This window comes from Brucella sp. RRSP16, from assembly GCF_052246815.1.
GTDB lineage: Bacteria > Pseudomonadota > Alphaproteobacteria > Rhizobiales > Rhizobiaceae > Brucella > Brucella intermedia.
In genome coordinates this window covers 123204-147470 of the sequence record NZ_JBQQAM010000001.1, presented here as the reverse complement: position 1 = coordinate 147470, position 24267 = coordinate 123204, and the positions used below count along the sequence as shown (strand labels likewise).

The following is a 24267-nucleotide window of genomic DNA, read 5'->3' as shown; positions in this document are numbered from 1 at the left end:
TTAGCCGATCCTGATGACCGTATCGGAAGTGAACGCATATTGCGGGATGTGCATGTTTTCGGCGCCGGACCGCTGCGGATACGACCGGCCGTGTCATAGGTCGAGCCATGGCATGGGCAGAACCAGCCACCGAAAGAACCGGATTCACCGAGCGGCACGCAACCCAGATGGGTGCAGACGCCGATCATCACCAGCCAGTTTTCCTTACCCTCGCCTGCCGAGCGGGCGAGATCGGTCGCCTGCGCGTCCGAAGCAAGGTTGGCGTTACGCGCGATCGGATCCTTGAGATCACCAAGAGCGGTTGTCTTGGCATCCTCGACTTCCTTGGCGGAGCGGTTACGAATGAAAACCGGCTTACCACGCCATTTAACAGTTAATGATGCTCCTTCCGTCAGGGACGAAACATCAACCTCGATGGACGCAGCCGCGAGTGTCGAAGCGTCCGGACGCATCTGGTCGATAAACGGCCAGGCCAGTCCGGCAACTCCGACGACACCGGCCATTCCCGTCGCAATATACAAAAAATCACGCCGTGTCGGCTCAGCCGTGTCGTGTGCGCTCACGTGCCAATTCCTTTTCAACCTGCATGTTCAATTGAACTCTCCCCTCGTCCTCTTTTGCACTTGCGCAAAAGTAGTCCCGCAAGTGCTCACAGGACGAAATTCCCTCCATTTCACTATCCGGTTTATGCGTGTAAAAAACGCTTGTCCAGACACCAACCCCTTATGACGGCACGATGTCGCAGGTGGATTTGCCTGCTGAATTCAGGGAAAGCACGGCAAGGCCGCAGCAGCCGAAAGCTTTCAACTTTCCCTGTTCCGCCCTATGAACCCGCCCGACTGGCGGGCCCAAAGTCCCGCATAGATGCCGCCGCGGGCGATAAGTTCGTCATGCGTCCCCTCCTCCACAATGCGGCCCTGGTCCATCACCACCAGCCTGTCCAGCGCCGCGATGGTGGAAAGCCGGTGGGCGATCGCGATAACCGTCTTCCCCTCCATCAGGCGCTTCAGATTCTCCTGAATGGAAGCTTCCACCTCCGAATCGAGTGCCGATGTCGCTTCATCGAGGATCAGGATCGGCGCGTCCTTGAGGATGGCGCGCGCGATGGCGATGCGCTGCCGCTGCCCGCCGGAAAGCTTGACGCCGCGCTCCCCCACGAAGGCATCGAAGGAGCGCCGCCCCTGAAAATCCTCCAGATTGGCGATGAACCCGTCGGCCTCGGCCTGACGCGCCGCCTGCAGCAGTTCCTCGTCGGTCGCATCGTCTCGCGCCAGCATGATATTGTCGCGCAGCGACCTGTGCAGCAACGCGGTTTCCTGACTGACGACCGCAACGGCCCGGCGCAGCGAGGTCTGTGTGACATCGCGAACATCCTGCCCATCGACAAGGATAGAACCCTTCTCGACATCGTAGAGACGCAGGATGAGGTTCACGAGCGTGGACTTGCCCGCGCCGGAATGGCCGACGAGACCGACCCTTTCACCGCCGCGAACAGTCAGGTTGATATTGTCGAGAACGCCCGCGGCCTTGCCATAGTGAAAGGTGACGTTGCGGACATCGATGCGCGCCTCCGTCACCTGCAAGGGTCTGGCATCGGGCCGGTCTTCCAGACCGAGTGGGGCGGAAACCAGCCGCATGGAATTTTCGATCAGCCCGAGCTGACGCAGCATGCCATTGAGCTGCATCATGAGACGGCCAAGCAGCATGTTGAGGCGCAGCACCAGACCGAGCGTGAACGACACCTGCCCGACCGTGATGGCATTGCGCGTCCACAGATCGATGGCTATCGCCGCAACCGTCACGATCATCAGGCCGGAGAGCGCCGTGAGCGAAACGCGGACGCCGGTGAGCGAACGCATGAACGGGAGAAGCGCGGCAATGTATCCTTTGAAACCTTCCCGCAAATACTGAACATCATCATTGACGGTGTTCAGCTTGATCGTCTGGATATTGGAATAGCTGTCGACCAGCCGCCCGTTTATCAGCGACCCCGCTTCGGCGGAAGCCTCGGCCTGACGGCGGATCTGCGGAAGATAATGACGTGCAATCAACACGAAAACAGCAATCCATGCCAGCACGACCGCCGCGAGCGTCCAATCCAGCCGCCCTATAAGGAACAATGTGCTGATGCTGTATATGAGCATGAACCAGACCACCTGGATCAGGCTCTGGATGAAGTCGCCCGCCGCCTGCCCGGCCTGCCAGACTTTTGTCGCTATGCGCCCCGCAAAGTCATTCTGGAAAAACCCGTAGGATTGCTGCAGCACATATGAATTGGCCTGCCACCGGATCAGGTTATAGAAATTGGGGCCCATCACCTGCTCTTCCAGCAGCGTGTTGATTGCCGTCACCACGAGGCGGATCACAAGGACAGTGACCCCCATGAAAAGCAGGTCGGGCCCTGCCACCTGCAAAAGCGCCGACCAGCTTCGCTCGACCCCGCCCTTGCCCGCCTGATCGAGAATATCGACCAGCCTGCCCGTGAAATAGAACAGACCTGCCTCGACCAGCGGCAGCAATCCGCCGACGACAAGGGAAGCCGCCAGCGGCCATTTCGCCTGTCGCGCATAATGCCACAGAAAGCCGAGGGTCGTTGAAGGCGGTCTCAGCCTGTCCGGTTCACGAAAGGGATCGACCCAACGTTCGAACAGGCTGTAAACCGCTTTCATCAATGGCTTGTGTCCTTATTTGACCAGCGTATCCTCGGTATTTTCATCGAAGCCGAGGAAGCCGCCCGACTGGCGGGCCCACAGACTTGCATAAATGCCGCCGAGCGCGACAAGTTCCTCATGCGTGCCGTCTTCCACGATGCGCCCCTTGTCCATCACCACGAGACGGTCCAGCGCCGCAATGGTGGAAAGGCGGTGCGCGATGGCGATCACGGTCTTGCCTTCCATCAGCGTATTGAGGCTGTCCTGAATGGCTGCCTCCACCTCCGAATCGAGTGCCGAGGTGGCCTCGTCCAGAATGAGGATCGGCGCGTCCTTCAGCATCACACGCGCAATGGCGATGCGCTGGCGCTGCCCGCCGGAAAGCTTGACGCCACGTTCGCCGACATGCGCATCCAGCCCCTGCCGCCCCTTGGGATCGGTCAGCAGCGGAATGAACTGGTCGGCCTGCGCGAGGCGGATCGCCTGCTGGAGCATCTCCTCCGTGGCATCCGGCCGCCCATACATGATGTTCTCGCGGACCGAGCGATGCAGAAGCGAGGTATCCTGCGTCACCATGCCGATATTGGCGCGCAGCGAATCCTGCGTGACCCTGGAAATGTCCTGCCCGTCGATCAGGATGCGGCCCTTCTCCAGATCGTAGAAGCGCAGCAGCAGATTGACCAGCGTGGATTTACCAGCGCCGGAACGTCCGACCAATCCCACTTTCTGGCCCGGCTGAATGGTGAGGGTGAGGTTGTCGATGACACCCTTGCCCTTGCCGTAGTGGAAGCCGATCCGGTCGAAGTCGAGCTCGCCTCTGGTCACCTGCAGCGCCGGCGCATTGGGAACGTCCACGACTTCATGGGAACGCGCAATCGTGGTGATGCCGTCTTCCACCGTGCCGATATTCTCGAACAGGGCCGACATTTCCCACATGATCCACTGCGACATGCCGTTGAGGCGCAGCACCAGACCGATGCCGACGGCAACGGCGCCCACGGTAATCGCTTCGTTCATCCAGAGCTGGATACCGATTGCGCCCACCGCAAACAGCAGGATGCAGTTCGCCATATAGAGGGTGAAATGGAACATCGTGATGAGCCGCATCTGCCGATGCACGGTGCCGAGGAAGCCGTCGAGGCTCTCACGCACATAGGATTCCTCGCGGCTCGAATGCGAGAAAAGCTTCACGGTCGCGATATTGGTATAGCTGTCGACGATGCGGCCCGTCATCAGCGAGCGCGCATCGGCCTGCTGTTCCGAAACCACCCGCAGGCGCGGAATGAAGAAGCGCAGCAGCAGGATGTAGGCGACCAGCCAGACGGCAAACGGGATCATCAGAACCAGATCCGCAGACGCCGCAATGAACAGCGTGCCAGCGAAATAGACGATGACATAGTTGAGCACGTCCAGAAGCTTCATCACCGTTTCGCGAACGGCAAGAGCAGTCTGCATCAGCTTGGTGGAGATGCGTCCGGCGAATTCGTCCTGGAAGAACGACATCGACTGGCGGATCAGGTAACGGTGCATCAGCCAGCGAATGCGCATCGGATAATTGCCGAGCAATGTCTGGTGGATCAGCAGCGAATGGATCAGCACCACACCCGGCAGGCCGATCAGGACCACACCGGCAATCAGCGCAAGCCGCCAGCCTTCATTGCTGAGGAAAGTCTCGCGCGACTGGTGCGACAGCCAGTCGACAATGTTGCCCATGAAGGCAAAGAGCGACACTTCGATCACGGCGATGAGCGTGGTGAAGATCGCCATGCCGATGATCCACGGCCATGCGCCGCGCGTATAATAAAGGCAAAAGGCTACCAGTCCGCGCGGGGGTTCGCGCGGCGGTTCTTCGGGATAAGCTTCGAGTCGTTTTTCAAACCATCTGAACATGGCGATCCTTTTACGGGCACCTTGCAGAATTTCCAAGACGGAATAGGAACAAAACAGGAATATTTTCGTGATGCAGAACGATCCCCATCCTGCGGACACTCCCTCGCCAACGGATATGTTGATGCGGGAGGCGGGAACCGTTCTCGACCCTTGCAGCCACCGGATTTGTGGGCTACCCGCATCATATGGAACTGCGCGTCGCACTTTACCAGCCCGACATTCCCGGCAATACGGGAACCATCCTGCGAATGGCCGCCTGCCTCGGCTTCGCGGTCGACCTGATCGAGCCTGCCGGATTCGATGTTTCGGACCGCTCGCTGAAGCGTGCAGGCATGGATTATCTGGAGCAGGCCGCCCTCACCCGCCATGCGGACTGGCGCCACTTCGAGGACTGGCGCCGCGAGGCTGGACGCCGCATCGTGTTGCTCTCCACCAGGGCGGCGGTTCCCTATACGGATTACCAGTTTCAGGAAAATGACATCCTGCTCTTCGGGCGTGAGTCGTCGGGCGTTCCCGACACCGTGCACGATGCCGCCGATGCCCGGCTTCTGATCCCGATGATGCCGGGCGCGCGCTCGCTAAATCTTGCGATTTCGGTTGCGATGACCGCAGGCGAAGCTCTGCGGCAAAGGAAAAACCTCGCGAAATGACCGGATTCGCAAGGCAGCATCTCCCCCTCCGGTCTGAAAGGCTCGCTTCTTCCATGAACCTGTCCACCCTCGCTCTCGCCGCTTCCGCCGCCTCCCTGCTGGCAAGCGCCCCGGCCTTTGCCAAGGAAGCTACCCCCATCGCGCCGAAGGTGATGGTCATCACCATGTTCGGCGAAGAAGCCAAGCCATGGCTTGAAGGCGAGAAGTTCACCCAGAAGATCAAGCTGCCGGGCCTCAACCCGGAATATCCGACAGTCGACTGCACCGCCGAAGGCCTGTGCCACATGACGACAGCCATGGGCTTCGCCAATGCCGCAAGCGCGACGGCAGCCATGGCGCTGAGCGACAGGTTCGATCTGAGCCACACCTATTTCGTGATCGCGGGCATCGCCGGTGTCGACCCGAAGCACGGCACGCTCGGATCGGCGCATTGGGCGAAATACTCGGTCGACGCCAATCTGAACCACCGCATCGACATTCGGGAAGCGCCGGAAGGCTCGCCCACGGACTTCTTCGGCCTCGGCGCGGCAAAGCCCGGCGAAAAGCCGAAATGGGCCGCAGGCACGGAAGTCTTCGAACTGAACGGCAAGCTTGCCGATTATGCTCTGGCAACGACCAGGGGCGTCGAACTTCTGGATAGCGACGCGGCGAAGGAATATCGCAAGCATTACACGGAAGAGGCCGCGACCGGCGCGCCAAAGGTCACGATCTGCGATACGGCCTCGGGCGATACCTACTGGCACGGCGCAAAGCTCGGCGAAGCCATGGCCGAATGGTCGAAGCTTCTGACCGACGGCAAGGCCGATTATTGCACCTCGCAGATGGAAGACAACGCCACGCTGACCGCGCTGAAACGCGCCGCTGAAGCTGGCAAGCTCGATTTCGACCGCATCGCGCTGCTGCGCACCGCGTCGAATTTCGACCGCCAGGGCAAGGACCAGACTGCGGCGGAATCGCTTGCCGCCAATTCCGGCGGCTTCCCGCTTGCCACGACCAACGCCTATCGCGTCGGCAAGGCCTATGCCGAAAGCATCATCCGGAACTGGAACGCATGGGAAAAGGCCCCGCAGACAGCAGGCAAGTAGAACGCATCGCGAAAGGTGTGAAACGGCTTTCGGATGAAGCGCAATCCGATCCGATCGGATCGAAACTCCAAGCCGTAACGTAATAACGATTCAAAAAGCGAAGGCGCCCTTCGGGGCGCCTTTTCTGCCTGCTAATCTGAATCGCGTTTCAATGGCTTGACCGCCGCGATTGAAGCGCTGCTCAATCCGCGGTCGCCAGACGGCGCATGGTAAACTCAATCACATCGTCCGGCCTCTCGCACCAGCTTTCGATCTCGGTCCAGTAGGCGGCTTTCGGGAATGTCTCGAACCACTCGCGCGCCTTTTCGCGCGCCGCCAGCCTCGGCAGGGTAAACGTCTCGCGGACGAAACCATCGCGCGGCATCCGGCTTTTCGTGCTTTGCTTGGCGCTTTTCTGGGCGCGGCTTTTCTCAAGCTGCTTGCGCAGGCCTTCAAGCGGTGGACGGGGCGGTGTTGCTGCCATGCGTTTGCCTCCCGGCGAACCCGGAAATGAATGCCTTTCAAACCCTGAGTAGAGAAAGATAGGTTAGCGATACCCCAAAGACGAGTCTTTTCTTGGGGAGAGGGTCCGTACTGCCTTGCGATCACGCGCTTCACGCTTTGCGGTGAAGGCGGACTTTGCTAAGCCAAGCGATAATAGTTCATCCATTTAGAGCGCGCTTCGATCTGACTGAATCGGATCGGCGCTCTAGATATTCATTTTGAACCGCGCATCTTGTCCGAAAACGTCACGCACTTTTCGGGATGCGCTCCAACCCTGGCTGCGCGAGGTCTTCAAACACCACCAGGCCGCGCCGGAAGGACACGAAAATGCAACGCGACGAGATTCCGGCCATCATCCCGGCAGACATCGAAGAGAAGAAGCAGGCGGCACAGCGCTGGTTCGAGGAACTGCGCGACCGTATCTGCGCAAGCTATGAACAACTTGAAGATGAATTGCAGGGCCCGCTTTCGGATCGCGAACCCGGACGCTTCGTCCGCACGCCATGGCAGAAGGATGAAGGCCGCGGCGGCGGCGGGGTCATGTCGATCATGCATGGCCGCGTCTTCGAAAAGGTCGGCGTCCATGTCTCCACGGTCTATGGCGAGTTCTCGCCGGAATTCCGCAAGCAGATTCCGGGCGCCGAGGAAGACCCGCGTTACTGGGCAAGCGGCATTTCGCTGATCGCGCATCCGCAAAACCCGAATGTGCCTGCCGTCCACATGAACACCCGCATGGTGGTGACCACGCGCCAGTGGTTCGGCGGCGGCGCCGACCTGACGCCGGTGCTCGACCGCCGCCGCACGCAGGACGACCCGGACACGCTTGCCTTCCACAAGGCCTTCCGCTTCATCTGCGACAAGCACAAGGACATTGTCGACTACCAGCGCGTGAAGGAGTGGTGCGACGAATATTTCTTCCTGCCGCATCGCAACGAGGCGCGCGGCATTGGCGGCATATTCTACGACTGGCTGCATTCGCCGGAAGAAAAAGGCGGCTGGGATGCGGATTTTGCCTATACGCGCGATGTGGGACGCGGCTTTTCGGTCGTCTATCCGCATCTGGTCCGCCAGAACTTCAACAAGGACTGGACCGACGCGGACCGCAACGAACAGCTCATCCGCCGGGGCCGCTATGTCGAGTTCAACCTGCTTTATGATCGCGGCACGATCTTCGGCCTCAAGACCGGCGGCAATGTGAATTCCATCCTGTCTTCCATGCCGCCCGTGGTGAAGTGGCCGTGAGGCATTGAAAAAGGGCCGGTTTCCCGGCCCCTTCAATCATATTGCAAATGCGGAATGATAGGCGACGTCGCCCTCCGGAATATCCGGCCCGAAGGCCAGACACTGGAAATATTCCGCCGGCACGCCCGGCAGTTTCAGCCGCTCATCGGCCTTGAAGCCGAAGCGCCCGTAATAGCCGGGATCACCCAGAAGGACGCAGCCTTCAGCGCCGAGGCTGCGCAACTGCGCGAGGCCCTCGCGGATAAGCTTGCCGCCGATCCCCTCGCCCTGCCGGTCCGGGCGGACCGAAACCGGACCAAGCCCATGCCAGCCCTTGTCCTCGCCGCCGACCAGAACCGGCGAGAAAGCGACGTGACCCAGAACCTGCCCGTCCTCTTTCGCAACCAGCGACAGGGTGAGCGCATCTGCGGCGCGCAGCGCATCGATGATTTCCCCTTCCTTCCCGCTGCTATGGGCAGCGTTGCGGAATGCCTCATCCGTCAGGCGACGGATTTCCGCGGCGTCTTGGGGCGTTTCGTTGCGAATATGCATGTCCCTCTCCTTCACCGGTTGTTTGCCTGGGCGCGGACATTCTCGCGCCCCTTCAAGGAGATGCGATAAGGACTGCCCATGCGCGATTCGATCAGCCGCTTGCGGCGCAATTGCTGAAAAATCGCCATCGTGCAGTCGGAAAGCAGATAGCCTTCCCGGGTATAGCATTCGATATCGCAGATACGTCCGTCTTCGCGCAGATGGCGGATATAGCCGCCCTGCGCCAGCACGTGCAACACGCGCTGTTCCATGCGAGAGATATTCATTGTCGTTAATGCCTGGATGGAAACCATGACAAGCATCAGCCTTCGCGGATGGTGAACCATCCACGGCCAATGCCGTTTCCGCTCCTGGACCTGCATGTCAGGCGCTTTCAGCACCCGTCACTTGCAGTTTCGTCCGGAACGCTCAAAGGCTTCCGACAATCTCCAGCATCAACAATTCCTCTTCCAGAGGCCCAAAGGACAGGAGGGCAATAGCCCCTCCTGCGCATTTATAAGCGTCGCGCGCCGGTGTCAAACCGTTCGGGCTTCTTGGCAGGCACCGGCATGCCGACGCATCGCGCCGTGAAAATGCTCAATCGCCCCACGGACTTAACCAATTCCCGATGAGTTAGACTCAACGAGACTTGGTATTGGGCTGGTTGCGAAGCTTTTCGGCTTCCGCGTAGAACTTCTTTTCCCACTCATTGTGGTTATCGAGCCCTTCCTTGATGAAGGGTGTGAAGATGGCGAGATTCATCAGGCACCAGTTGACGAAGCGGGCCGGGAACTTCAGCGGCTTCACGAAATCGACGAACAGCACGACCCGCGTCTTGTCCGTGTGGTTCCATGCCTCATGCTCATAGGCATCGTCGAAAATCAGCACCTTGCCTTCCTGCCAGTGACAGACCTGTTTGTCCACGCGGATGGCAAGCTTGTCGTTCGGCTCCGGCACGATGAGGCCGAGATGCAGGCGCAGCACGCCATTATAAGGGCCGCGATGCGGCGGCAGGTGCTTGCCCGGCTCGAAGATGGAGAACATCGCCGTCGTGAGACCCGGGATCTTGTTGACGATGCGCCAGGTTTCCGGGCAGGCCTTGATGTTCTGTTCCGACTTCACGCCGAAACCGAGCAGGAAGAACGTCTTCCAGCGATTGTCGGTCGAGATCGTCTTCACGTCGGTCGAAATATCCTGAAAGGAAGGCAGTTCGCTCTGGCGCAGGAGAATCGTGTCCAGTTCCTTGCGGATGGCCGGCCATTCCTTCTCGATCTCCGCAGCCCACGGAAAGGTCGCGTTGTCATAGACCGGCGGATTGCCAAGCCTGGCATATTTCAGGTTGAGACCTTCGGCCCAGGATACGATCCCCATGAAGAAACGGGTGATGCGGCTCGGCCGGTCCATGGCGGCGATGCCCTCGGTGCCAAACTTCTGCTTCGGATCGGCCGCTGCCTTGTCTTGTATCGATGTATCGGGATTGGACATCTCACGCTCTTTCAGAATGACGCTGAAAACTTCCCAGCCATAAATGAATGAAACTATAGCGAAAATTTGCCGACAAGAGGTCAGCTGTTCATTTTCGCGGCATTTCCAACAAAAGTGAGACACGGTTTTGTGTTCGGAAATGCCGCAGAAAGAATAGTCAGGGCAGAAGCACCCTAACTACGATCAAGTTTGTCCAGAAGCGCGGTGCGGTCAAGGCTAAAACCGGAGTCAATCCAGAAAGTTTCAAGCGACCGCAAGGCCTCGCCCAGTCCCGGCCCTTTCTGGATGCCGAGGGCCAGAAGATCGCTCCCCGTAACGGGAAAGACCGGCGCATCGTAACGTTCGGCAGTTTCGAGAAGACGGGCGAAACCACCGGCGCGGACCATCGCTTCGTCGCTGCCTGCGGCCTCGGCCCGCGCCGCGGCATAGGCCAGACGAATGCGGTCGAGCACGGCCTGCTTGCTGCCGCGATAGATGGTCTTCTTCAACGCCTGTTCGGAAAGTTCCGGCTTGACTGCATCGGCGCGCGCCCAGGCTTCAAGCCGCGCCCTTTCGGCATTGGACATTTTCAGCCGCTTGCCCATCTCTTCCATCCGCACGCTGTCGGGCGGGATGATGCTTTCAAGCCGCAGCAGCGGATCGGCCTGCCAGCCAAGATCGGCTTCGGTGCGCACCAGGCCGTGAATGGCGTCGATGCCCCATTTCTCGCTTTCCGGCAAAATGAGGTTCAGCACGCCGCCCTGTCGCATCCACAACAGCGCGCGCGAGGGATCGGGAGCAGACAGAAGCTTCTTCAGTTCCGACCAGACCCGTTCGGCGGAAAGCTGCGAAAGCCCGTCCTTCAGCCGCGCGCTGGCGCGCAATCCTTCAGCCTCGGGCCGACCTGAACCGTACCAGGCGAAGAAGCGGAAGAAGCGCAGGATGCGCAGGTAATCCTCGCGAATGCGCTGCTCCGCATCGCCGATGAAGCGCAGCGTCCGGCTCTCTATGTCGGCAAGGCCGCCGACATCATCGATGATCGTGCCGTCAGCGGTCGCATAGAGCGCGTTGATGGTGAAGTCGCGCCGCTCGGCATCGGCCTTCCAGTCGGTTCCAAACGCAACCTTGGCGTGACGGCCATCGGTTTCGATGTCCTGCCGCAGCGTCGTCACCTCGAACGGATGCCCTTGCACGACAACGGTTATCGTGCCGTGCTCGATGCCGGTCGGCACCGGCTTGAAACCGGCCTCGGTCGCCAGCCTGACAGTCTCGTCCGGCACATGCGTCGTCGCCAGATCCACATCGCTCACCCCGGTGCCAAGCAGCGTGTTGCGCACTGCGCCGCCGACGACGCGCACCTCGCCGCCATCACGGTTCAGCGCCTTGAAAAGGGCCTGCAACGGCTTTGTCTTAAGCCAGTCCGCCTTGCCGGAAATATTGATACTCAAACGTAGAGCCTTTCATAAAGTCCGCGAATGATCCCGGCGGTTGCCCCCCAGATGAATCGCTCGTGATAGGGCATGGCGTAATAAAAGCGTTCCTTGCCGTTGAACATCCTGCTTTCCCGCCGGTGGTTCTGCGGATCCATCAGGAAGGAAAGCGGCACCTCGAAAATATCGGCCACTTCGTCCGGATTGGGATGCACGTCGAACGGCGTTTTCACCACCGCCAGGATAGGCGTGATCGAAAAGCCGCTGCCGGTGAGATAACGCGGCAGATTGCCGATGATCTCGGCGCGATCCGCCGCAAGCCCGATTTCTTCATTGGCCTCGCGCAGTGCCGCCCGTTCCGCCGTGCCGTCTTCCGGGTCGATTGCCCCGCCCGGAAAGGCGATCTGGCCCGAATGCTTGCGCAATGTGTCGGTGCGCTGCGTCAAAAGCAGCGTGGCTTCCGATCCGCGATCCACCACCGGCACCAGCACGGCCGCGTCGCGCATCTTCGCCGTCACCATGGATTGCGTGAAATCGGGATTGAGCGAATGATCGCCCGTTACCGCATCGTGGTCCGGGTGCCACTGCCGGACCCGCTCGGCAAAATCACCGGCTGAAAAGTCAGGAAAGCCGTTCATTGCAATGCTGCCTCCAGCGCATCCACCGCCATGATCGGAAAGACCACGCCGCCGGAGCGGACCGCAAATGTCTGCACCCCGTCGATTTCGATTTCCTCGCCCAGCGCCACCAGATCATACATGACCGAACGGGCAATCAGCGCCTCCAGCCGTCCGCGAACCAGCACATAAGGCTTGAGGCCGCCGCTTTCCGGCTCGACCACGAAGCGTAAGGGATGCTGCGCATCGGCTGTCACCACATCGCCGACATTGGTGCGGAAGGTGAGCGCCTGCGTCGCTCCTTCGCCGGAAACCTCCATCTCGACGGCAATGAAATGCGCGTCCTCGACGCGGATACCGACCTTTTCCACCGGCGTGACCAGATAGGTCTTTCCGTCCTCATCCTTGCGCAGCACGGTCGAGAACAGCCTGACGAGCTGTTTGCGGCCAATCGGCGTGCCCATGTAGAACCATGTGCCGTCCGCCTTTATTTCCATGTCGAGATCGCCGCAGAATTCCGGATTCCACCGCTCGACCGGCGGGATTCCGCGCTCCCTGGTGGAAGGACCGCTCTGCGCATCGGCATGGGCGCGCGCGATCAGGGCTTCCAGCCCGCCGGCGGTCCCGGTGTTCCGCATGGATTCTTGCGGCGCGTCTTTGCCTTCAGGGGTGCTTTTTATCATCCGACTCGGTTATTCCTGCGCAAATAGACCCAAAGCCATGAAATAGTCACCCTTTCGCGGCTTGTCAGTATTATATAGCGATTTAAGAAGCAGTTCCGCCAGAGCATTGCGAGGTCCATATGAGCGTTGCCGTTACGCCTGAAACCGCCAATCCCGAACAAATCGTCGCGGAGGCCGAACGGGCGCTCGCAGATATCGCCCGCATCAAGGCAAGTGTCGGCACCGTGATCTTCGGTCAGGAAAACGTGATCGAGCGCACCCTCGTCGCCGTGCTTGCCGGTGGCCATGCGCTCCTCGTCGGCGTGCCGGGCCTCGCCAAGACCAAGCTGGTCGAAACGCTTGGAACCGTGCTTGGCCTTTCCGGCCAGCGCATCCAGTTCACGCCCGACCTGATGCCTTCCGACATCATCGGTTCGGAAGTCATGGAACAGGATGCCGACGGACGCCGCTCCTTCCGCTATCTCAAGGGGCCGATCTTCGCACAGCTTCTGATGGCCGATGAAATCAACCGCGCCTCGCCCCGCACGCAGTCCGCCCTTTTGCAGGCCATGCAGGAATATCATGTGACGGTCGCGGGCCAGCGCTACGACCTGCCAGCGCCATTCCACGTTCTGGCGACGCAGAACCCTCTGGAGCAGGAAGGCACCTATCCGCTGCCGGAAGCCCAGCTCGACCGCTTCCTGATGCAGGTCGACATTCTCTATCCCGAACTGGATGCGGAACGCCGCATTCTCCTGGAGACGACCGGCGTTTCCGAGGCCAGGGCCTATGAAATCATCAATGCCGAGCGGCTGATCGAAATGCAGACCCTGGTGCGGCGCATGCCCGTGTCGGAAAGCGTCGTGGAAGCAATCCTCAAGCTGGTGCGCTCCGCAAGACCTGACGCCGATAACGACCATGCGAAGAAGCATATCGCCTGGGGTCCCGGCCCCCGCGCCAGCCAGGCGCTGATGCTCTGTGCAAGGGCGCGCGCGCTTTATGAAGGCCGCCTCGCCCCCTCGGTTGACGACGTGAAGGCGCTGGCCGAGCCGGTTCTTCAGCACCGCATGGCGCTCAATTTCGCCGCGCGCGCCGATGGCATGCATATTCGTGACGTCATCGCCAATCTGGTAAAGGCTGCTGTCTGATGGTCATCGGCGCAGAAGTTTCCACCGCAGATCGCAAGGAGACGCTTGCCCGCGCCCGCGCGCGGGCCGCTGCTATCCCCGATCTGCTGGTGGAAGCGCAGCGCGTGGTCAATACCGTCATGAATGGCTGGCACGGACGGCGCAAACGCGGCCCGGGTGAAAATTTCTGGCAGTTCCGTCCCTATGTCGAGGGCGAATCCCTCGCCCGCATCGACTGGCGGCGCTCAGCCCGCGACGACCATACCTATGTCCGCGACCGCGAATGGGAATCCGCTCACACTGTCTGGCTGTGGTGCGATTTTTCGCCTTCGATGCTCTATCGCTCGCAGATGGCGCCGGTTTCCAAGGAAGCGCGTTCGCTGGTGCTGACGCTGGCGCTTGCCGAACTTCTGTCGCGTTCGGGCGAACGCATCGCCTTTCCGGAGCTGATCCAACCCTTTTCGGCCCGCAACGGGGCCGAGAGGCTTGCAGCGGCGCTGATGCACGACGCGCCCGCTTCGGCGCTGCCGGATATCGGCCAGATACGCCGCTTTTCGGAAGTCGTGCTGGTCTCAGACTTCCTGCATCCATTCGATGAACTGAGCGACCTTCTCGACCGCCTCGCCAGACGCGGCGTCCGCGCCCATCTGGTGGAAGTGGCCGATCCGGCGGAAGAGACATTTCCCTATTCCGGCCGCACCGAGTTCCGTGATCCCGAAACCGGCGCGACGCTCGTCGCCGGTCGGGCCGAAACCTATGCGGAGGACTATCGCCGCCTCTATACCGCGCGGCGCGAAACCCTCATCGATTACTGCAAGCGGCTTGGCTGGAGCTATACGGTTCACCGCACCGACAGGCCGACAGCCGAGGCGCTGGCGCGTCTTCACGATGCGCTGAGCGCAACGGGGAGCAGCGCTACAGGGAGCAGCACATGAATTTCCTGCCGCTCGCCTTCGGTTCGCCGCTCATCCTCGCAGGATTGATCGCCCTGCCGGTCATCTGGTGGCTTTTGCGCATGACGCCGCCGCGCCCGCAGGAAGAAACCTTTCCGCCGCTGCGCATTCTGGCGCAGGTCTTCAAGCGCGAGGAAGTACCGTCGAAAAGCCCATGGTGGATGACGCTGCTGCGGCTGCTCATCGCCGCGCTCGTCATTCTCGCGCTTGCCTCGCCGGTCTGGAATCCGCGTCCGGTAGCGCTTGCGGGCAATGAGCCGCTCGCCATCGTCATCGATAATGGCTGGGCTTCCGCCGAGGACTGGCAGCAGCGCGTCAATGCCGCCGAAAATCTCATTTCCGATGCGGAAGGCAACGACGCGCCGATCTATATCGCAGGCACGGCGGAGTCGGCCAATGCGGAAATCGGCCCCTATGACGGCAAGCGCGCCGCAGAACGCCTGCAGGCGCTGGAACCGCGCCCTATTCCCGTCGACCGCAAGGCAGCGCTGGAGCGGCTCTCATCAACCGTGCCTGCCGGTGCAAAACTTCGCCTTGCCTTCATGAGCGACGGGCTGGCTACGCCGAACGATGTGCAAACCTTCGCGGAACTGGACAAGTCCGGCCATCTCGCTTCCGTTCTCTGGTATGGTGCGGGCCTCAGCCGCATTTTCGCGCTGACCGGCATCGACAACAAGGCTGACAGTCTGGAAGCGATCGCCATCCGCCCGCAAGGCGTTTCGGCTCCGCGCACGCTCACCGCAGCCGCCTATGACGACAAGGGACGCCGCATCGCCGAAGCGCCGCTTTCCTTCACGCCTGGAAGCGCGGAAGGCACGGCGCGGTTCAACCTGCCGGTGGAGCTTCGCAACGATTTCCGCCTGATCCGTGTCGATGGCATCGAACAGGCAGGCGCGACAAGGCTGATCGATGCGGGATCTGAACGGCGCACTGTCGGCCTGATCGCCAGCGGCGACGGCGATCTGGCGCAGCCGCTGCTCTCGCCGCTGCATTATATTTCCCGGGCGCTTTCGCCCTATGTCAATCTGATCGAACCACGCTCGGCGGACCTGCTGCAATCCGTGCCGGAAGTGCTGGATGCAAAGCCGTCGATCCTCATCATGGCCGATATCGGCACGCTGCCGCAGCCAGTCACCGAACAGCTTTCCAAGTGGATCGAGGATGGCGGCACGCTGGTGCGGTTCGCAGGCCCGCGCCTTGCCGGCGCCAGCGACAACGACCCGCTTCTGCCGGTGAAACTGCGCAAGGGCGAACGCGCACTGGGCGGCACGCTGTCCTGGTCGGAGCCGCAGAAATTGCGCGCTTTCCCTGACAAGGGGCCTTTTGCCGGTCTTGCCGTCCCCGATGACGTGACCGTCACAAGGCAGGTTCTTGCCGAACCGTCATTCGATCTCAACGACAAGGCTTACGCCGTTCTTCAGGATGGAACGCCGCTTGTAACCGGTGAACAGCGCGGGCGCGGCAATATCGTCCTGTTCCACATTTCGCCCGATGCAAGCTGGTCGAGCCTGCCCATTTCGGGTTCATTCGTGGAAATGCTGCGCCGCATCGTCTCGCTGTCACAGAGAACCGGCGCGCAGGACACGCAGGCCTCGGTCTCGCTTCCGCCATACCAGCTCCTGTCGGCTTCCGGCGCGCTGACCCCGCCCACATCCGAGGCCAAGCCGCTGATCGTCGAGAAGAACAGGCAGGCGAGCGTCAGCATCAACACGCCGCCCGGTTTCTATGGCAATGAGGACGGATTGAAAGCGCTCAACATCTTTGAAGGTGCCGACATCAAGCTGCAACCGATAGCACAACCCGCATTTTCCGTCGGAATAGTGCCCGCTTCCTACACCTCCGACCAGTCGATTTCACTGGCGGGACCGTTCTTTGCGGTCGCCGCGATGCTTCTCGCGCTTGATACGCTTTTGATGCTGTGGCTGCGCGGTGCCTTCCGTCGCCGCATGAAAGTGCGCGCCAAGGCAGCAGGCATCGCCGTGCTGCTGGCTGGTTCGCTTGCCTTCAACCTTCTTCCGTCCGGAATGGGGGAAGCACAAGCCCAGACCCCATCTCAATCTCAATCCCAGTCCAAGACACAGCAACAGGTGCATGACGACAGCAAGCCGGGAGACGAGGCGATCGTCAACTCGGTCTCGCAGACGCATCTTGCCTATGTCATCACCGGCAGCGCCCAGACCGACGACATCAGCAAGGCCGGGCTGCGCGGTTTAAGCTTCGCGCTGATGGACAAGACCGCGCTTGAACCGGGCGACCCTGTCGGCGTCGATCCGGCCAAGGATGAACTGGCCTTTTATCCGCTGATCTACTGGCCTATCGACGCACAAGCGCCGATGCCCAGCCCGGAAGCGATTGCCAAGGTTGATGCCTATATGCAGCAGGGCGGCACCGTGCTTTTCGACACGCGCGACCAGTTGCAGGCCGGAGCCAGCCTCGACGCGTCCGCCTCACCCGCCAACCAGCGCTTGCGCGCCATTCTCGACGGCATGAATGTGCCGCCGCTGGAGCCCGTGCCGGACGATCATGTGCTGACCAAATCCTTCTTCATCATGCCGGATTTCCCCGGTCGCTATGAAGGCAGCCCGCTCTGGGTCGAGGCCTCGACACCGAATGCCTCGCCCCGCGAGCGCCCCGTGCGCACCGGCGACGGCGTGACGCCGATCATGATCACCGCCAATGATTTCGCAGGTGCATGGGCCGTGGACGAGCAAGGCAATCCGCTTCTGCCGACCGTGCCGAACGACCCGATGCAGCGCATCTATGCCATTCGCGGCGGTGTGAACATCGTGATGTATATGCTGACCGGCAACTACAAGTCCGATCAGGTCCACGCCAAGGACCTCATTGAGCGGCTGGGAAACTAGCATAATGCTTTGCAGCCACGTCATCGCCCAATCCCGCTTCTCTTTTCCCCTGATCGTGAACGCGAACGGCGGTAGGAGGTGAGAATGAACATCGAATTCGAACCGTTTCTCTCCACGCCCTGGCTGATTGCCGTTCTCGTGCCGCTGGCGTTGCTGGTTCTGGCCACGATTGCGTTGCGGATGCGTGGCGGGCTGATCCGCCTTCTGGCTGCGGCAGCGCTTGCACTCGCTCTTTTCAATCCCGTCATTATCAATGAAGAACGCGAACCGCTGAAAAGCGTGGTTTCGGTGGTGGTGGATCGCAGCCAGAGCCAGGAACTCGGCAGCCGCCGTGCCGACACGGATGCGGCCTTGAAGGCGGTGCAGGACCAGCTTGCAGCCATGCCGCAGTTTGAAACCCGCGTGGTGGAGGCGGGCAAGCCCGGCGAGAATGAAGACGGTTACGCCACCCGGCTTTTCGGGCCGCTGGCGCGTTCGCTTCTCGACGTGCCGCCTTCCCGCGTCGCGGGCGCTGTTCTGATTACCGACGGTCAGGTGCATGATATTCCCGCCAACAAGAATGCGCTCGGCTTCGATGCGCCGCTGCATGGGCTTGTGACCGGCAAGCCGGACGAGTTCGACCGCCGCATCCGCTTCAACAAGGCGCCGCGCTATGGCATCAGCGGCAAGCCGCTGGAAATGTCGTTCACGGTGATCGATGAGGGCAAGAGCCTCGGCAGCCCCGCGCCGGTTCAGGTCCGCGTCAATGGCGAAACCGTCAGCGAGGAGGAAGCGCGGGTCGGGCAGGAAACGCCCGTGACCATCACCCTGCCGCGCGCCGGTGTGAACATTGTCGAAATCGCCACGCCAGCCCTTCCCGGTGAAGTGACCGACGCCAACAATCGCGCCGTCGCAACCGTGGACGGCGTTCGCGAAAACCTGCGCGTGCTGCTCGTCTCCGGCGAGCCGCACAATGGCGAGCGCACATGGCGCAACCTGCTCAAATCCGATGCCGCCGTCGATCTCGTCCACTTCACCATTCTGCGCCCGCCTGAAAAGCAGGACGGCACGCCGATCAACGAATTGTCGCTGATCGCTTTCCCGACGCGCGAACTCTTCGTGGACAAGGTCAACGAGTTCGATCTCATCATTCTCGACCGCTACCAGCACCGCGATGTGCTGCCGCTCCTCTATTACGATTATATCGCGCAATATGTGGAGAATGGCGGCGCGCTTCTGGTGGCCGCCGGGCCGGAATATGCAGGCGAAATGTCCATTGCCCGCACGCCGCTCTATAGCGCCCTGCCCGCCATGCCGACCGGCGCGGTGACGGAAAAGGCCTTCTATCCCCGCCTCACCGACCTCGGCAAACGCCACCCGGTCACGCGCGGCCTCGACGGCAGCGATCAGGAGCCGCCGCACTGGAGCCGCTGGTTCCGCACCATCGACATTACCGCGCCGCAGGGCGAAACGGTGATGAGCGGCGCGGACAACAAGCCACTGCTGGTGTTGAGCCGCGTCGGAAAGGGCCGCGTCGGCATGTTCCTCTCCGATCAGGGCTGGCTTTGGGCGCGCGGTTTCGAGGGCGGCGGCCCCTATGCCTCGCTCTACCGCCGCATCGCCCACTGGCTGATGCAGGAGCCCGAACTGGAAGAAGAAGCGCTGACAGCTTCCGGCAACGGGCGCGCCCTTTCCATCCGTCGCCAGACCATGGGCGACAATCCGGGTGCGGCAACCGTTACAACCCCTTCCGGCAAGGAATTGCAGGTCAATCTTGCGCAAAGCAAGCCGGGCCTGTTCGAAGGCTCGTTGCAGACGGAAGAGATCGGGATTTTCCGGGTGAAGAATGGCGATCTGGAAGCGCTGGCCCATGTGGGACCCATCGATGCGCCGGAATTTGCCGACAGCATTTCGACGGCGGATCGCCTGAAACCGCTTGCCGAGGCAACGGGCGGCTCGGTCCATCGCGTCCATGCAAGCGGAGACAGTGCAGTCCGTGTGCCCGCGATCACGGCCATCAGCGGCAACCGCGCCGCCAGCGGCAATGACTGGATCGGCCTGCGTGAGACTTCGGACACGCAATTGAAAAGCGTCAATCGCCTGCCGCTGTTCTCCGGCTTCCTGGCGCTGTCTGCCCTGCTTCTGGTCTTCGGCAGCATGTGGTATCGCGAAGGGCGGTAAACCGCCCCTCGCTTTCCCCTCTTTTTAACTAGAGCATGTTTCCCGAAAGTGGGAACCGGTTTCGGGTTAAAGACATGCGATAAAACAAGCAGATAGAGCATTTCTAATGAAATGCTCTATTTCACCCGGTTGGCGTGGCGCACGATGCCGCCGACGCCATTCACGGCGCCCGGCGCGAGTTCGCAGGCGAGCATCCGGCGCGGATCGACCGGTGCCGGCATGATCATGGAGCCCGGCGCGACCATCTTGAAGCCGAACGGACCGTAGTAAGGCTCATCGCCGACGAGAATGACGAGCTTGTGGCCTGCCTTTTCGGCGGCTTCCAGCGACATGCGCATCAGCCTGCCGCCGATGCCCCGCTTCTTCCATTCAGGCCTGACGGCAAGCGGTCCGAGCAGGAGCGCGGGCGTCTTGCCGACGACAACCGGCGTCTGCCGCACCGAGCCGACCACGATGCCGCCCATCAGCGCCACGAAGGAAAGATCGAGCGCGTGCGGACCACCCTCGCGGATGAAATGCGCGGCACGTGTGAAACGTCCCGGTCCGAAAGCTTCGGCATTGATGGCTTCGATTTCAATGTCGTGCGCCGGGCATTCCTGCGCATAGGTCAGTTCAAGCTGCTGCATGGGCTTAAGATCGCAATAGGAGAAGTCGGGGACCGTCAGGTCAATGGAATGCACTCCGCGCTTGGGCGCGGTCCAAGTTTCATCGTCGGATGAAAAGCATTTCCATTACATCGTTCTCCTGTGCGGCCGGAATTGGGATGACCGCAATTTGGAAATTGCATTACACCAAAATGGACAGAGGTAAAACCATTTTTTTCAAAATGGCGGCTTCGACTGTTCTTTTTGGAACCGTTACGCACTGTTCACGGCTTGTAATGCTGCAAAATGGCGGCTGTCGCCCTATTCTCTTGCCAAAAGGAGAAATCGCATGGGACTTCTGGTCGATGGCAAGTGGCATGATGTCTGGTATGACACCGAGAGCACGAAAGGCCGCTTTGAACGTTCAAAATCGCAATTCCGCAACTGGGTGATCGCTGACGGCAGCGCCGGCCCGACCGGCGAAGGCGGCTTCAAGGCCGAACCGGGCCGTTATCACCTCTATGTTTCCTATGCCTGCCCATGGGCGCATCGCACACTGATTTTCCGCGCGCTGAAACGGCTGGAAGACGTGATTTCGGTTTCCGTGGTGGATTTTCTGATGGCCGAAGAAGGCTGGACCTTCCACGGCGCCACCGGCAGCACCGGCGACGCGCTCTATGGCGCGAAGCGTCTTTACGAGATCTACACCCGCGCCGATCCGAACTATTCCGGCCGCGTCACCGTGCCGGTCCTGTGGGACAAAGAGCGCCAGACGATCGTCTCCAACGAATCGTCGGAAATCATCCGCATGCTGAACACCGCCTTCAACGAATTCGGCGATGCCTCGCTCGACTTCTACCCGGAAGCGCTGCGCGGCGAGATCGATGCGCTCAACGATTTCATCTACCCCAACATCAACAACGGGGTTTATCGCGCCGGTTTCGCCACCACGCAGGAAGCCTATGAGGAAGCGTTCGGGCAGCTCTTCGCCGCACTGGATGCGCTTGAGGAACGACTTTCCCGCCAGCGCTATCTGACCGGCGACCGCCTGACGGAAGCCGACTGGCGGCTGTTCACGACGCTGTTGCGTTTCGATCCGGTCTATGTTGGCCATTTCAAGTGCAATCTGCGTCGCCTTGCCGATTATCCAAACCTCTGGAACTACACGCGCGAGCTTTATCAGGTGCCGGGCGTCGCCCCGACCGTGAACATGGAACACATCAAGGGCCATTATTATCGCAGCCACAAGACGATCAATCCGACCGGCGTTGTGCCGCTTGGACCGGAAATCGACTTCGCTGCCCCGCATGACCGGGATCGCTTCCCCTCAGCACTTCCAGCAAGAGCGTGAAGCGGCTTTAAAGCCCGACCGGACCAACTGCGCTTTTCCTGCAACAGTGCCGGGGAGAACATCAGCAATCTCTTAAATCTCTCGCGCCCCATTGATTTCGATCAATGGGGCGTTTCGTTGCGCGGTCCAGATTGCACGCATCACTACTACCTCCCCCAGGACTTCAAAGACTGACCACGACTTAAGGAGAGAGAGATGAACCGCTTCGCAAGAGGATTGCTGGCCGCTATCGCCCTTACCCTGGCCGCACCGGCGGCGTTTGCCGCAGATGCCATCGTAGCCCAGCCCGCGTCCGAAATTCAGGCCGTGCCGGAAGCCCTGTCGCCATGGCAGATTCGTGTGCGCGCACTCGGCGTCGTTCCGCAGAATTCCGGCTATGTGAATGGCGTTTCAGGTTCGGATCTCGACTATTCCAAGTCGATCACGCCCGAACTCGACATCACCTACTACTTCACCGACAATTTCGCCGCCGAACTCATTCTCGGCACGACCTATGCCAATATCAACGGCGCCGGTTCGATCGACGGGCTGGGCAAGATCGGCAAGGCCTGGATTCTGCCGCCCACGCTAACGCTGCAATATCACTTCACCAATTTCGGCGCCTTCAAGCCTTATGTCGGTGCAGGCGTGAACTATACCGTGTTCTACAATCAGGATGCGACCGGCGTCGAATATCTGAAGGTCAAGAACGCATTCGGCGGCGCGTTGCAGATCGGCTTCGACTACATGCTCAACGAGCATTGGGGCGTGAACTTCGACGTCAAGAAGCTGTTCCTGGAGCCGAAATTCGACGCTACCCTGATCGGCGGCACGGAAGTGACCGGCAAGGCCAAGCTCAATCCATGGCTGATCGGCACGGGTATCACCTACCGCTTCTAAAACTCCACACGCCACGGTGAGGGTGCGGCGGATGCACCTTCACCAGATCGGCAGCGGCTCCAGGTCGTGAAGTGCTTCCTGCAGGCGCCGTTTCGTCGAGGGCGTGGTTCCCTCCGGCAGATTGTCGAGCGGAAAAAACCCGCATTCGGCAATTTCGCGGTCAGGCAAACGCGGCGCTGTCTGCTCGAATTGCCTGCACACATAGAGTGCCACATGATCGCGCGGCGATGCATGGGCGTTCTTGTAAAGCGCGAAAAGCCGGGGGGAGCCTTTCAGCACGATATTGCATTCCTCGCGCAGTTCCTTTTCCAGCGTCTCGATAAAAGTCTCGCCGCGCTCGACGCCTCCGCCCGGCAACTGCCATCCGGGCACATAGGTATGTTTTACCAGGAAAACCGAATTCTTTTTTTCATCAAAAACAATGGCCCTTACTCCTAATGTCATTGGGCGTCTTAATAAAAAATATGTATGAAATATAAAATGTCGAAAGCGCATGCCGTCTCTCCGCGAAGCAATCTACTTCGTATTAATGCATCAATGTCATCAACAAAAAGTCGCTAAACAGGTTTTGATTTTAAACATTATCCAGTAAACGGGGCCTTATGTTCCGTCTCGCCCACATATCCGATATTCACCTTTCACCGCTGCCGCGCGTGCGATACCGCGAATTGGCATCGAAGCGCATTACCGGTTACATAAACTGGCTGCGCAATCGCAAAAATGCGATGCACGGAACCGTACTCGACAGTCTCATTGCCGACATGCAGGCGCAATCCCCGGATCATATTGCGGTGACGGGCGATCTCGTCAATCTGGCGCTCAATCTCGAAATCGATATTGCCCATGACTGGCTCACCAGGCTGGGCAACCCGAACGATGTCTCGGTCGTCCCCGGCAATCATGACGCCTATGTTCCCGGCGCGCTCGACAAGTCATGCCGGAAATGGGAACCGTGGATGCGCGGCGACGGCATCGACAACAGCGGCAACCGCCCGCAATTTCCCTATCTGCGCGTGCGCGGCCCGGTGGCGCTGATCGGTGTTTCCTCGGCGCGTGCGACGGCCCCTTTCATGGCAAGCGGCGATTTCCGGTCTGCGCAAGGCAAGCGTCTGGCGGCGATGCTGGACGAAGCCGGAGCACGCGGGCTCTTTCGCATCGTGATGATCCATCACCCGCCGATCCATGGCGCGACGCCCGCGCACAAACGTCTTTACGGCATCCGCCGTTTCCAGAAGATCATACGCAAGTATGGTGCGGAACTGGTTCTCCACGGCCACACGCATCTTGTCACGCATTACGAGATAGACGGACCGAACGGCAAGGTCCCCGTCGTCAGCGTGCCGTCTGCAAGCCAGAACTTCGGCGGTCACAAACCCGCCGCCCGCTACAACATATTCAGCATCGACAGGCGGCCTGAGGGCGGCTGGTCCTGCCTCATGGAAGAACACGGCGTTTCCGATGCCAGCGAGAAAATAACGAAGCTCAACGAGCGCGTTCTTTATTGATTTCAAAACAAAACGGCGCCTTGGCGCCGTTTGGAGCACATCCCGAAAAGTCTGAAACGCCTACGCAGGGAAATCAGTCCGCTGGACTGATTTCTGATTCTGCTTCGATCGGAAAAGATGCGCGTCGAAACAAAGAGATAGAGCGCCCATCTGATTGAAT

21 protein-coding genes and 1 pseudogene are annotated in these 24267 nt (G+C 60.4%); 10 read left to right on the top strand and 12 right to left on the bottom strand.

All coding sequences use genetic code 11. The features are described from left to right. The 3 genes and pseudogenes from petA to ACS5UA_RS00650 all read right to left on the bottom strand — a co-directional run bounded on the left by petA (window position 1) and on the right by ACS5UA_RS00650 (window position 4541). A pseudogene (petA, locus tag ACS5UA_RS00660) lies at window positions 1-563 on the bottom strand (ubiquinol-cytochrome c reductase iron-sulfur subunit). Window positions 564-803: 240 nt separating this feature from the next. Then, a complete protein-coding gene (locus tag ACS5UA_RS00655; RefSeq protein WP_036565712.1) occupies window positions 804-2669 on the bottom strand; it encodes an ABC transporter ATP-binding protein in 1866 nt (621 codons plus the stop codon). Window positions 2670-2684: 15 nt separating this feature from the next. Then, window positions 2685-4541, bottom strand: a complete 1857-nt coding sequence (locus tag ACS5UA_RS00650) for an ABC transporter ATP-binding protein (RefSeq protein WP_443101095.1) — start codon at window positions 4539-4541, stop codon at window positions 2685-2687. Window positions 4542-4726: 185 nt separating this feature from the next. Between ACS5UA_RS00650 and ACS5UA_RS00645 the strand changes: the two genes are divergently transcribed. Both ACS5UA_RS00645 and ACS5UA_RS00640 read left to right on the top strand, forming a co-directional pair. Continuing rightward, entirely contained in the window at window positions 4727-5191 is a 465-nt protein-coding gene (locus ACS5UA_RS00645) for a tRNA (cytidine(34)-2'-O)-methyltransferase (RefSeq protein ID WP_443101093.1), read from the top strand. Between the two features lie 53 nt (window positions 5192-5244). Further along, a complete protein-coding gene (locus ACS5UA_RS00640) occupies window positions 5245-6276 on the top strand; it encodes a purine-nucleoside phosphorylase (protein WP_443101136.1) in 1032 nt (343 codons plus the stop codon). A 181-nt stretch (window positions 6277-6457) separates the two neighbouring features. Here ACS5UA_RS00640 and ACS5UA_RS00635 read toward each other — a convergent pair whose 3' ends face one another. Next, window positions 6458-6739 (bottom strand): hypothetical protein, encoded by a 282-nt coding sequence (locus ACS5UA_RS00635; protein WP_151657893.1) that lies wholly within the window; start codon window positions 6737-6739, stop codon window positions 6458-6460. A gap of 347 nt (window positions 6740-7086) precedes the next feature. Between ACS5UA_RS00635 and hemF the strand changes: the two genes are divergently transcribed. Further along, window positions 7087-8001, top strand: a complete 915-nt coding sequence (gene hemF, locus ACS5UA_RS00630) for an oxygen-dependent coproporphyrinogen oxidase (protein WP_063620742.1) — start codon at window positions 7087-7089, stop codon at window positions 7999-8001. A gap of 36 nt (window positions 8002-8037) precedes the next feature. On the opposite strand, the gene ACS5UA_RS00625 is transcribed toward hemF, so the two are convergent. The 6 genes from ACS5UA_RS00625 to ACS5UA_RS00600 all read right to left on the bottom strand — a co-directional run bounded on the left by ACS5UA_RS00625 (window position 8038) and on the right by ACS5UA_RS00600 (window position 12705). Beyond that, window positions 8038-8532, bottom strand: coding sequence for a GNAT family N-acetyltransferase (locus ACS5UA_RS00625; protein WP_443101092.1), 495 nt, complete (start codon window positions 8530-8532; stop codon window positions 8038-8040). An 11-nt stretch (window positions 8533-8543) separates the two neighbouring features. Further along, window positions 8544-8798: a YjhX family toxin gene (locus ACS5UA_RS00620; protein WP_006472724.1), complete on the bottom strand. Its 255-nt coding sequence runs from the start codon at window positions 8796-8798 to the stop codon at window positions 8544-8546. A 352-nt stretch (window positions 8799-9150) separates the two neighbouring features. Continuing rightward, on the bottom strand, window positions 9151-9996 hold the full coding sequence (locus ACS5UA_RS00615; protein ID WP_006472723.1) for an aspartyl/asparaginyl beta-hydroxylase domain-containing protein: 846 nt from the start codon (window positions 9994-9996) through the stop codon (window positions 9151-9153). Between the two features lie 173 nt (window positions 9997-10169). After that, entirely contained in the window at window positions 10170-11423 is a 1254-nt protein-coding gene (locus tag ACS5UA_RS00610) for a CCA tRNA nucleotidyltransferase (protein ID WP_443101091.1), read from the bottom strand. Continuing rightward, the gene (locus ACS5UA_RS00605; protein ID WP_253176885.1) at window positions 11420-12043 is read right to left on the bottom strand and encodes a CoA pyrophosphatase; all 624 of its coding nucleotides are present in this window, start codon (window positions 12041-12043) and stop codon (window positions 11420-11422) included. Before ACS5UA_RS00605 ends, ACS5UA_RS00610 begins: the two co-directional genes overlap by 4 nt. Next, window positions 12040-12705, bottom strand: coding sequence for a DUF1285 domain-containing protein (locus ACS5UA_RS00600; protein ID WP_443101090.1), 666 nt, complete (start codon window positions 12703-12705; stop codon window positions 12040-12042). Before ACS5UA_RS00600 ends, ACS5UA_RS00605 begins: the two co-directional genes overlap by 4 nt. Before the next feature lie 119 nt (window positions 12706-12824). Here ACS5UA_RS00600 and ACS5UA_RS00595 point away from each other — a divergent pair, with 119 nt between their 5' ends. The 4 genes from ACS5UA_RS00595 (at window position 12825) to ACS5UA_RS00580 (ending at window position 19788) form a co-directional block, all read left to right on the top strand. Then, window positions 12825-13832 carry an AAA family ATPase gene (locus tag ACS5UA_RS00595; RefSeq protein WP_006467351.1) on the top strand — a complete coding sequence of 336 codons (1008 nt, stop codon included), beginning with the start codon at window positions 12825-12827 and terminating at the stop codon, window positions 13830-13832. Beyond that, the gene (locus tag ACS5UA_RS00590) at window positions 13832-14746 is read left to right on the top strand and encodes a DUF58 domain-containing protein (RefSeq protein ID WP_112702036.1); all 915 of its coding nucleotides are present in this window, start codon (window positions 13832-13834) and stop codon (window positions 14744-14746) included. The genes ACS5UA_RS00595 and ACS5UA_RS00590 overlap by 1 nt, the downstream gene beginning before the upstream one ends. After that, a complete protein-coding gene (locus ACS5UA_RS00585; RefSeq protein WP_443101089.1) occupies window positions 14743-17628 on the top strand; it encodes a DUF4159 domain-containing protein in 2886 nt (961 codons plus the stop codon). The genes ACS5UA_RS00590 and ACS5UA_RS00585 overlap by 4 nt, the downstream gene beginning before the upstream one ends. An 84-nt stretch (window positions 17629-17712) precedes the next feature. After that, window positions 17713-19788 carry a membrane protein gene (locus ACS5UA_RS00580; RefSeq protein WP_021586985.1) on the top strand — a complete coding sequence of 692 codons (2076 nt, stop codon included), beginning with the start codon at window positions 17713-17715 and terminating at the stop codon, window positions 19786-19788. A gap of 116 nt (window positions 19789-19904) precedes the next feature. On the opposite strand, the gene ACS5UA_RS00575 is transcribed toward ACS5UA_RS00580, so the two are convergent. Next, window positions 19905-20414, bottom strand: coding sequence for a GNAT family N-acetyltransferase (locus ACS5UA_RS00575; protein WP_025090528.1), 510 nt, complete (start codon window positions 20412-20414; stop codon window positions 19905-19907). A gap of 307 nt (window positions 20415-20721) precedes the next feature. Here ACS5UA_RS00575 and ACS5UA_RS00570 point away from each other — a divergent pair, with 307 nt between their 5' ends. Together ACS5UA_RS00570 and ACS5UA_RS00565 are read left to right on the top strand one after the other, a co-directional pair. Continuing rightward, entirely contained in the window at window positions 20722-21723 is a 1002-nt protein-coding gene (locus ACS5UA_RS00570) for a glutathione S-transferase family protein (RefSeq protein ID WP_021586987.1), read from the top strand. A 195-nt stretch (window positions 21724-21918) separates the two neighbouring features. After that, entirely contained in the window at window positions 21919-22602 is a 684-nt protein-coding gene (locus tag ACS5UA_RS00565) for an OmpW/AlkL family protein (RefSeq protein WP_021586988.1), read from the top strand. A 39-nt stretch (window positions 22603-22641) separates the two neighbouring features. On the opposite strand, the gene ACS5UA_RS00560 is transcribed toward ACS5UA_RS00565, so the two are convergent. Next, complete coding sequence (locus tag ACS5UA_RS00560) at window positions 22642-23097, bottom strand: NUDIX domain-containing protein (protein ID WP_006467358.1); 456 nt, start codon at window positions 23095-23097, stop codon at window positions 22642-22644. Between the two features lie 107 nt (window positions 23098-23204). On the opposite strand from ACS5UA_RS00560, the gene ACS5UA_RS00555 reads away from it, so the two are divergent. Continuing rightward, window positions 23205-24107, top strand: a complete 903-nt coding sequence (locus ACS5UA_RS00555; RefSeq protein ID WP_443101088.1) for a metallophosphoesterase family protein — start codon at window positions 23205-23207, stop codon at window positions 24105-24107. Window positions 24108-24267: the final 160 nt, after the last annotated feature.

What these genes read in the sequence shown, in the direction of transcription:
- ACS5UA_RS00650 (WP_443101095.1), bottom strand. Translation starts at nt 4,541, where the DNA reads ATGTTCAGATGGTTTGAAAAACGACTCGAAGCTTATCCCGAAGAACCG.
- ACS5UA_RS00655 (WP_036565712.1), bottom strand. Translation starts at nt 2,669, where the DNA reads ATGAAAGCGGTTTACAGCCTGTTCGAACGTTGGGTCGATCCCTTTCGT.
- ACS5UA_RS00575 (WP_025090528.1), bottom strand. Translation starts at nt 20,414, where the DNA reads ATGCAGCAGCTTGAACTGACCTATGCGCAGGAATGCCCGGCGCACGAC.
- ACS5UA_RS00585 (WP_443101089.1), top strand. Translation starts at nt 14,743, where the DNA reads ATGAATTTCCTGCCGCTCGCCTTCGGTTCGCCGCTCATCCTCGCAGGA.
- ACS5UA_RS00635 (WP_151657893.1), bottom strand. Translation starts at nt 6,739, where the DNA reads ATGGCAGCAACACCGCCCCGTCCACCGCTTGAAGGCCTGCGCAAGCAG.
- ACS5UA_RS00590 (WP_112702036.1), top strand. Translation starts at nt 13,832, where the DNA reads ATGGTCATCGGCGCAGAAGTTTCCACCGCAGATCGCAAGGAGACGCTT.
- ACS5UA_RS00560 (WP_006467358.1), bottom strand. Translation starts at nt 23,097, where the DNA reads ATGCGCTTTCGACATTTTATATTTCATACATATTTTTTATTAAGACGC.
- ACS5UA_RS00620 (WP_006472724.1), bottom strand. Translation starts at nt 8,798, where the DNA reads ATGAATATCTCTCGCATGGAACAGCGCGTGTTGCACGTGCTGGCGCAG.
- ACS5UA_RS00595 (WP_006467351.1), top strand. Translation starts at nt 12,825, where the DNA reads ATGAGCGTTGCCGTTACGCCTGAAACCGCCAATCCCGAACAAATCGTC.
- ACS5UA_RS00645 (WP_443101093.1), top strand. Translation starts at nt 4,727, where the DNA reads ATGGAACTGCGCGTCGCACTTTACCAGCCCGACATTCCCGGCAATACG.
- ACS5UA_RS00625 (WP_443101092.1), bottom strand. Translation starts at nt 8,532, where the DNA reads ATGCATATTCGCAACGAAACGCCCCAAGACGCCGCGGAAATCCGTCGC.
- ACS5UA_RS00570 (WP_021586987.1), top strand. Translation starts at nt 20,722, where the DNA reads ATGGGACTTCTGGTCGATGGCAAGTGGCATGATGTCTGGTATGACACC.
- ACS5UA_RS00640 (WP_443101136.1), top strand. Translation starts at nt 5,245, where the DNA reads ATGAACCTGTCCACCCTCGCTCTCGCCGCTTCCGCCGCCTCCCTGCTG.
- ACS5UA_RS00615 (WP_006472723.1), bottom strand. Translation starts at nt 9,996, where the DNA reads ATGTCCAATCCCGATACATCGATACAAGACAAGGCAGCGGCCGATCCG.
- ACS5UA_RS00605 (WP_253176885.1), bottom strand. Translation starts at nt 12,043, where the DNA reads ATGAACGGCTTTCCTGACTTTTCAGCCGGTGATTTTGCCGAGCGGGTC.
- ACS5UA_RS00565 (WP_021586988.1), top strand. Translation starts at nt 21,919, where the DNA reads ATGAACCGCTTCGCAAGAGGATTGCTGGCCGCTATCGCCCTTACCCTG.
- hemF (WP_063620742.1), top strand. Translation starts at nt 7,087, where the DNA reads ATGCAACGCGACGAGATTCCGGCCATCATCCCGGCAGACATCGAAGAG.
- ACS5UA_RS00600 (WP_443101090.1), bottom strand. Translation starts at nt 12,705, where the DNA reads ATGATAAAAAGCACCCCTGAAGGCAAAGACGCGCCGCAAGAATCCATG.
- ACS5UA_RS00555 (WP_443101088.1), top strand. Translation starts at nt 23,205, where the DNA reads ATGTTCCGTCTCGCCCACATATCCGATATTCACCTTTCACCGCTGCCG.
- ACS5UA_RS00580 (WP_021586985.1), top strand. Translation starts at nt 17,713, where the DNA reads ATGAACATCGAATTCGAACCGTTTCTCTCCACGCCCTGGCTGATTGCC.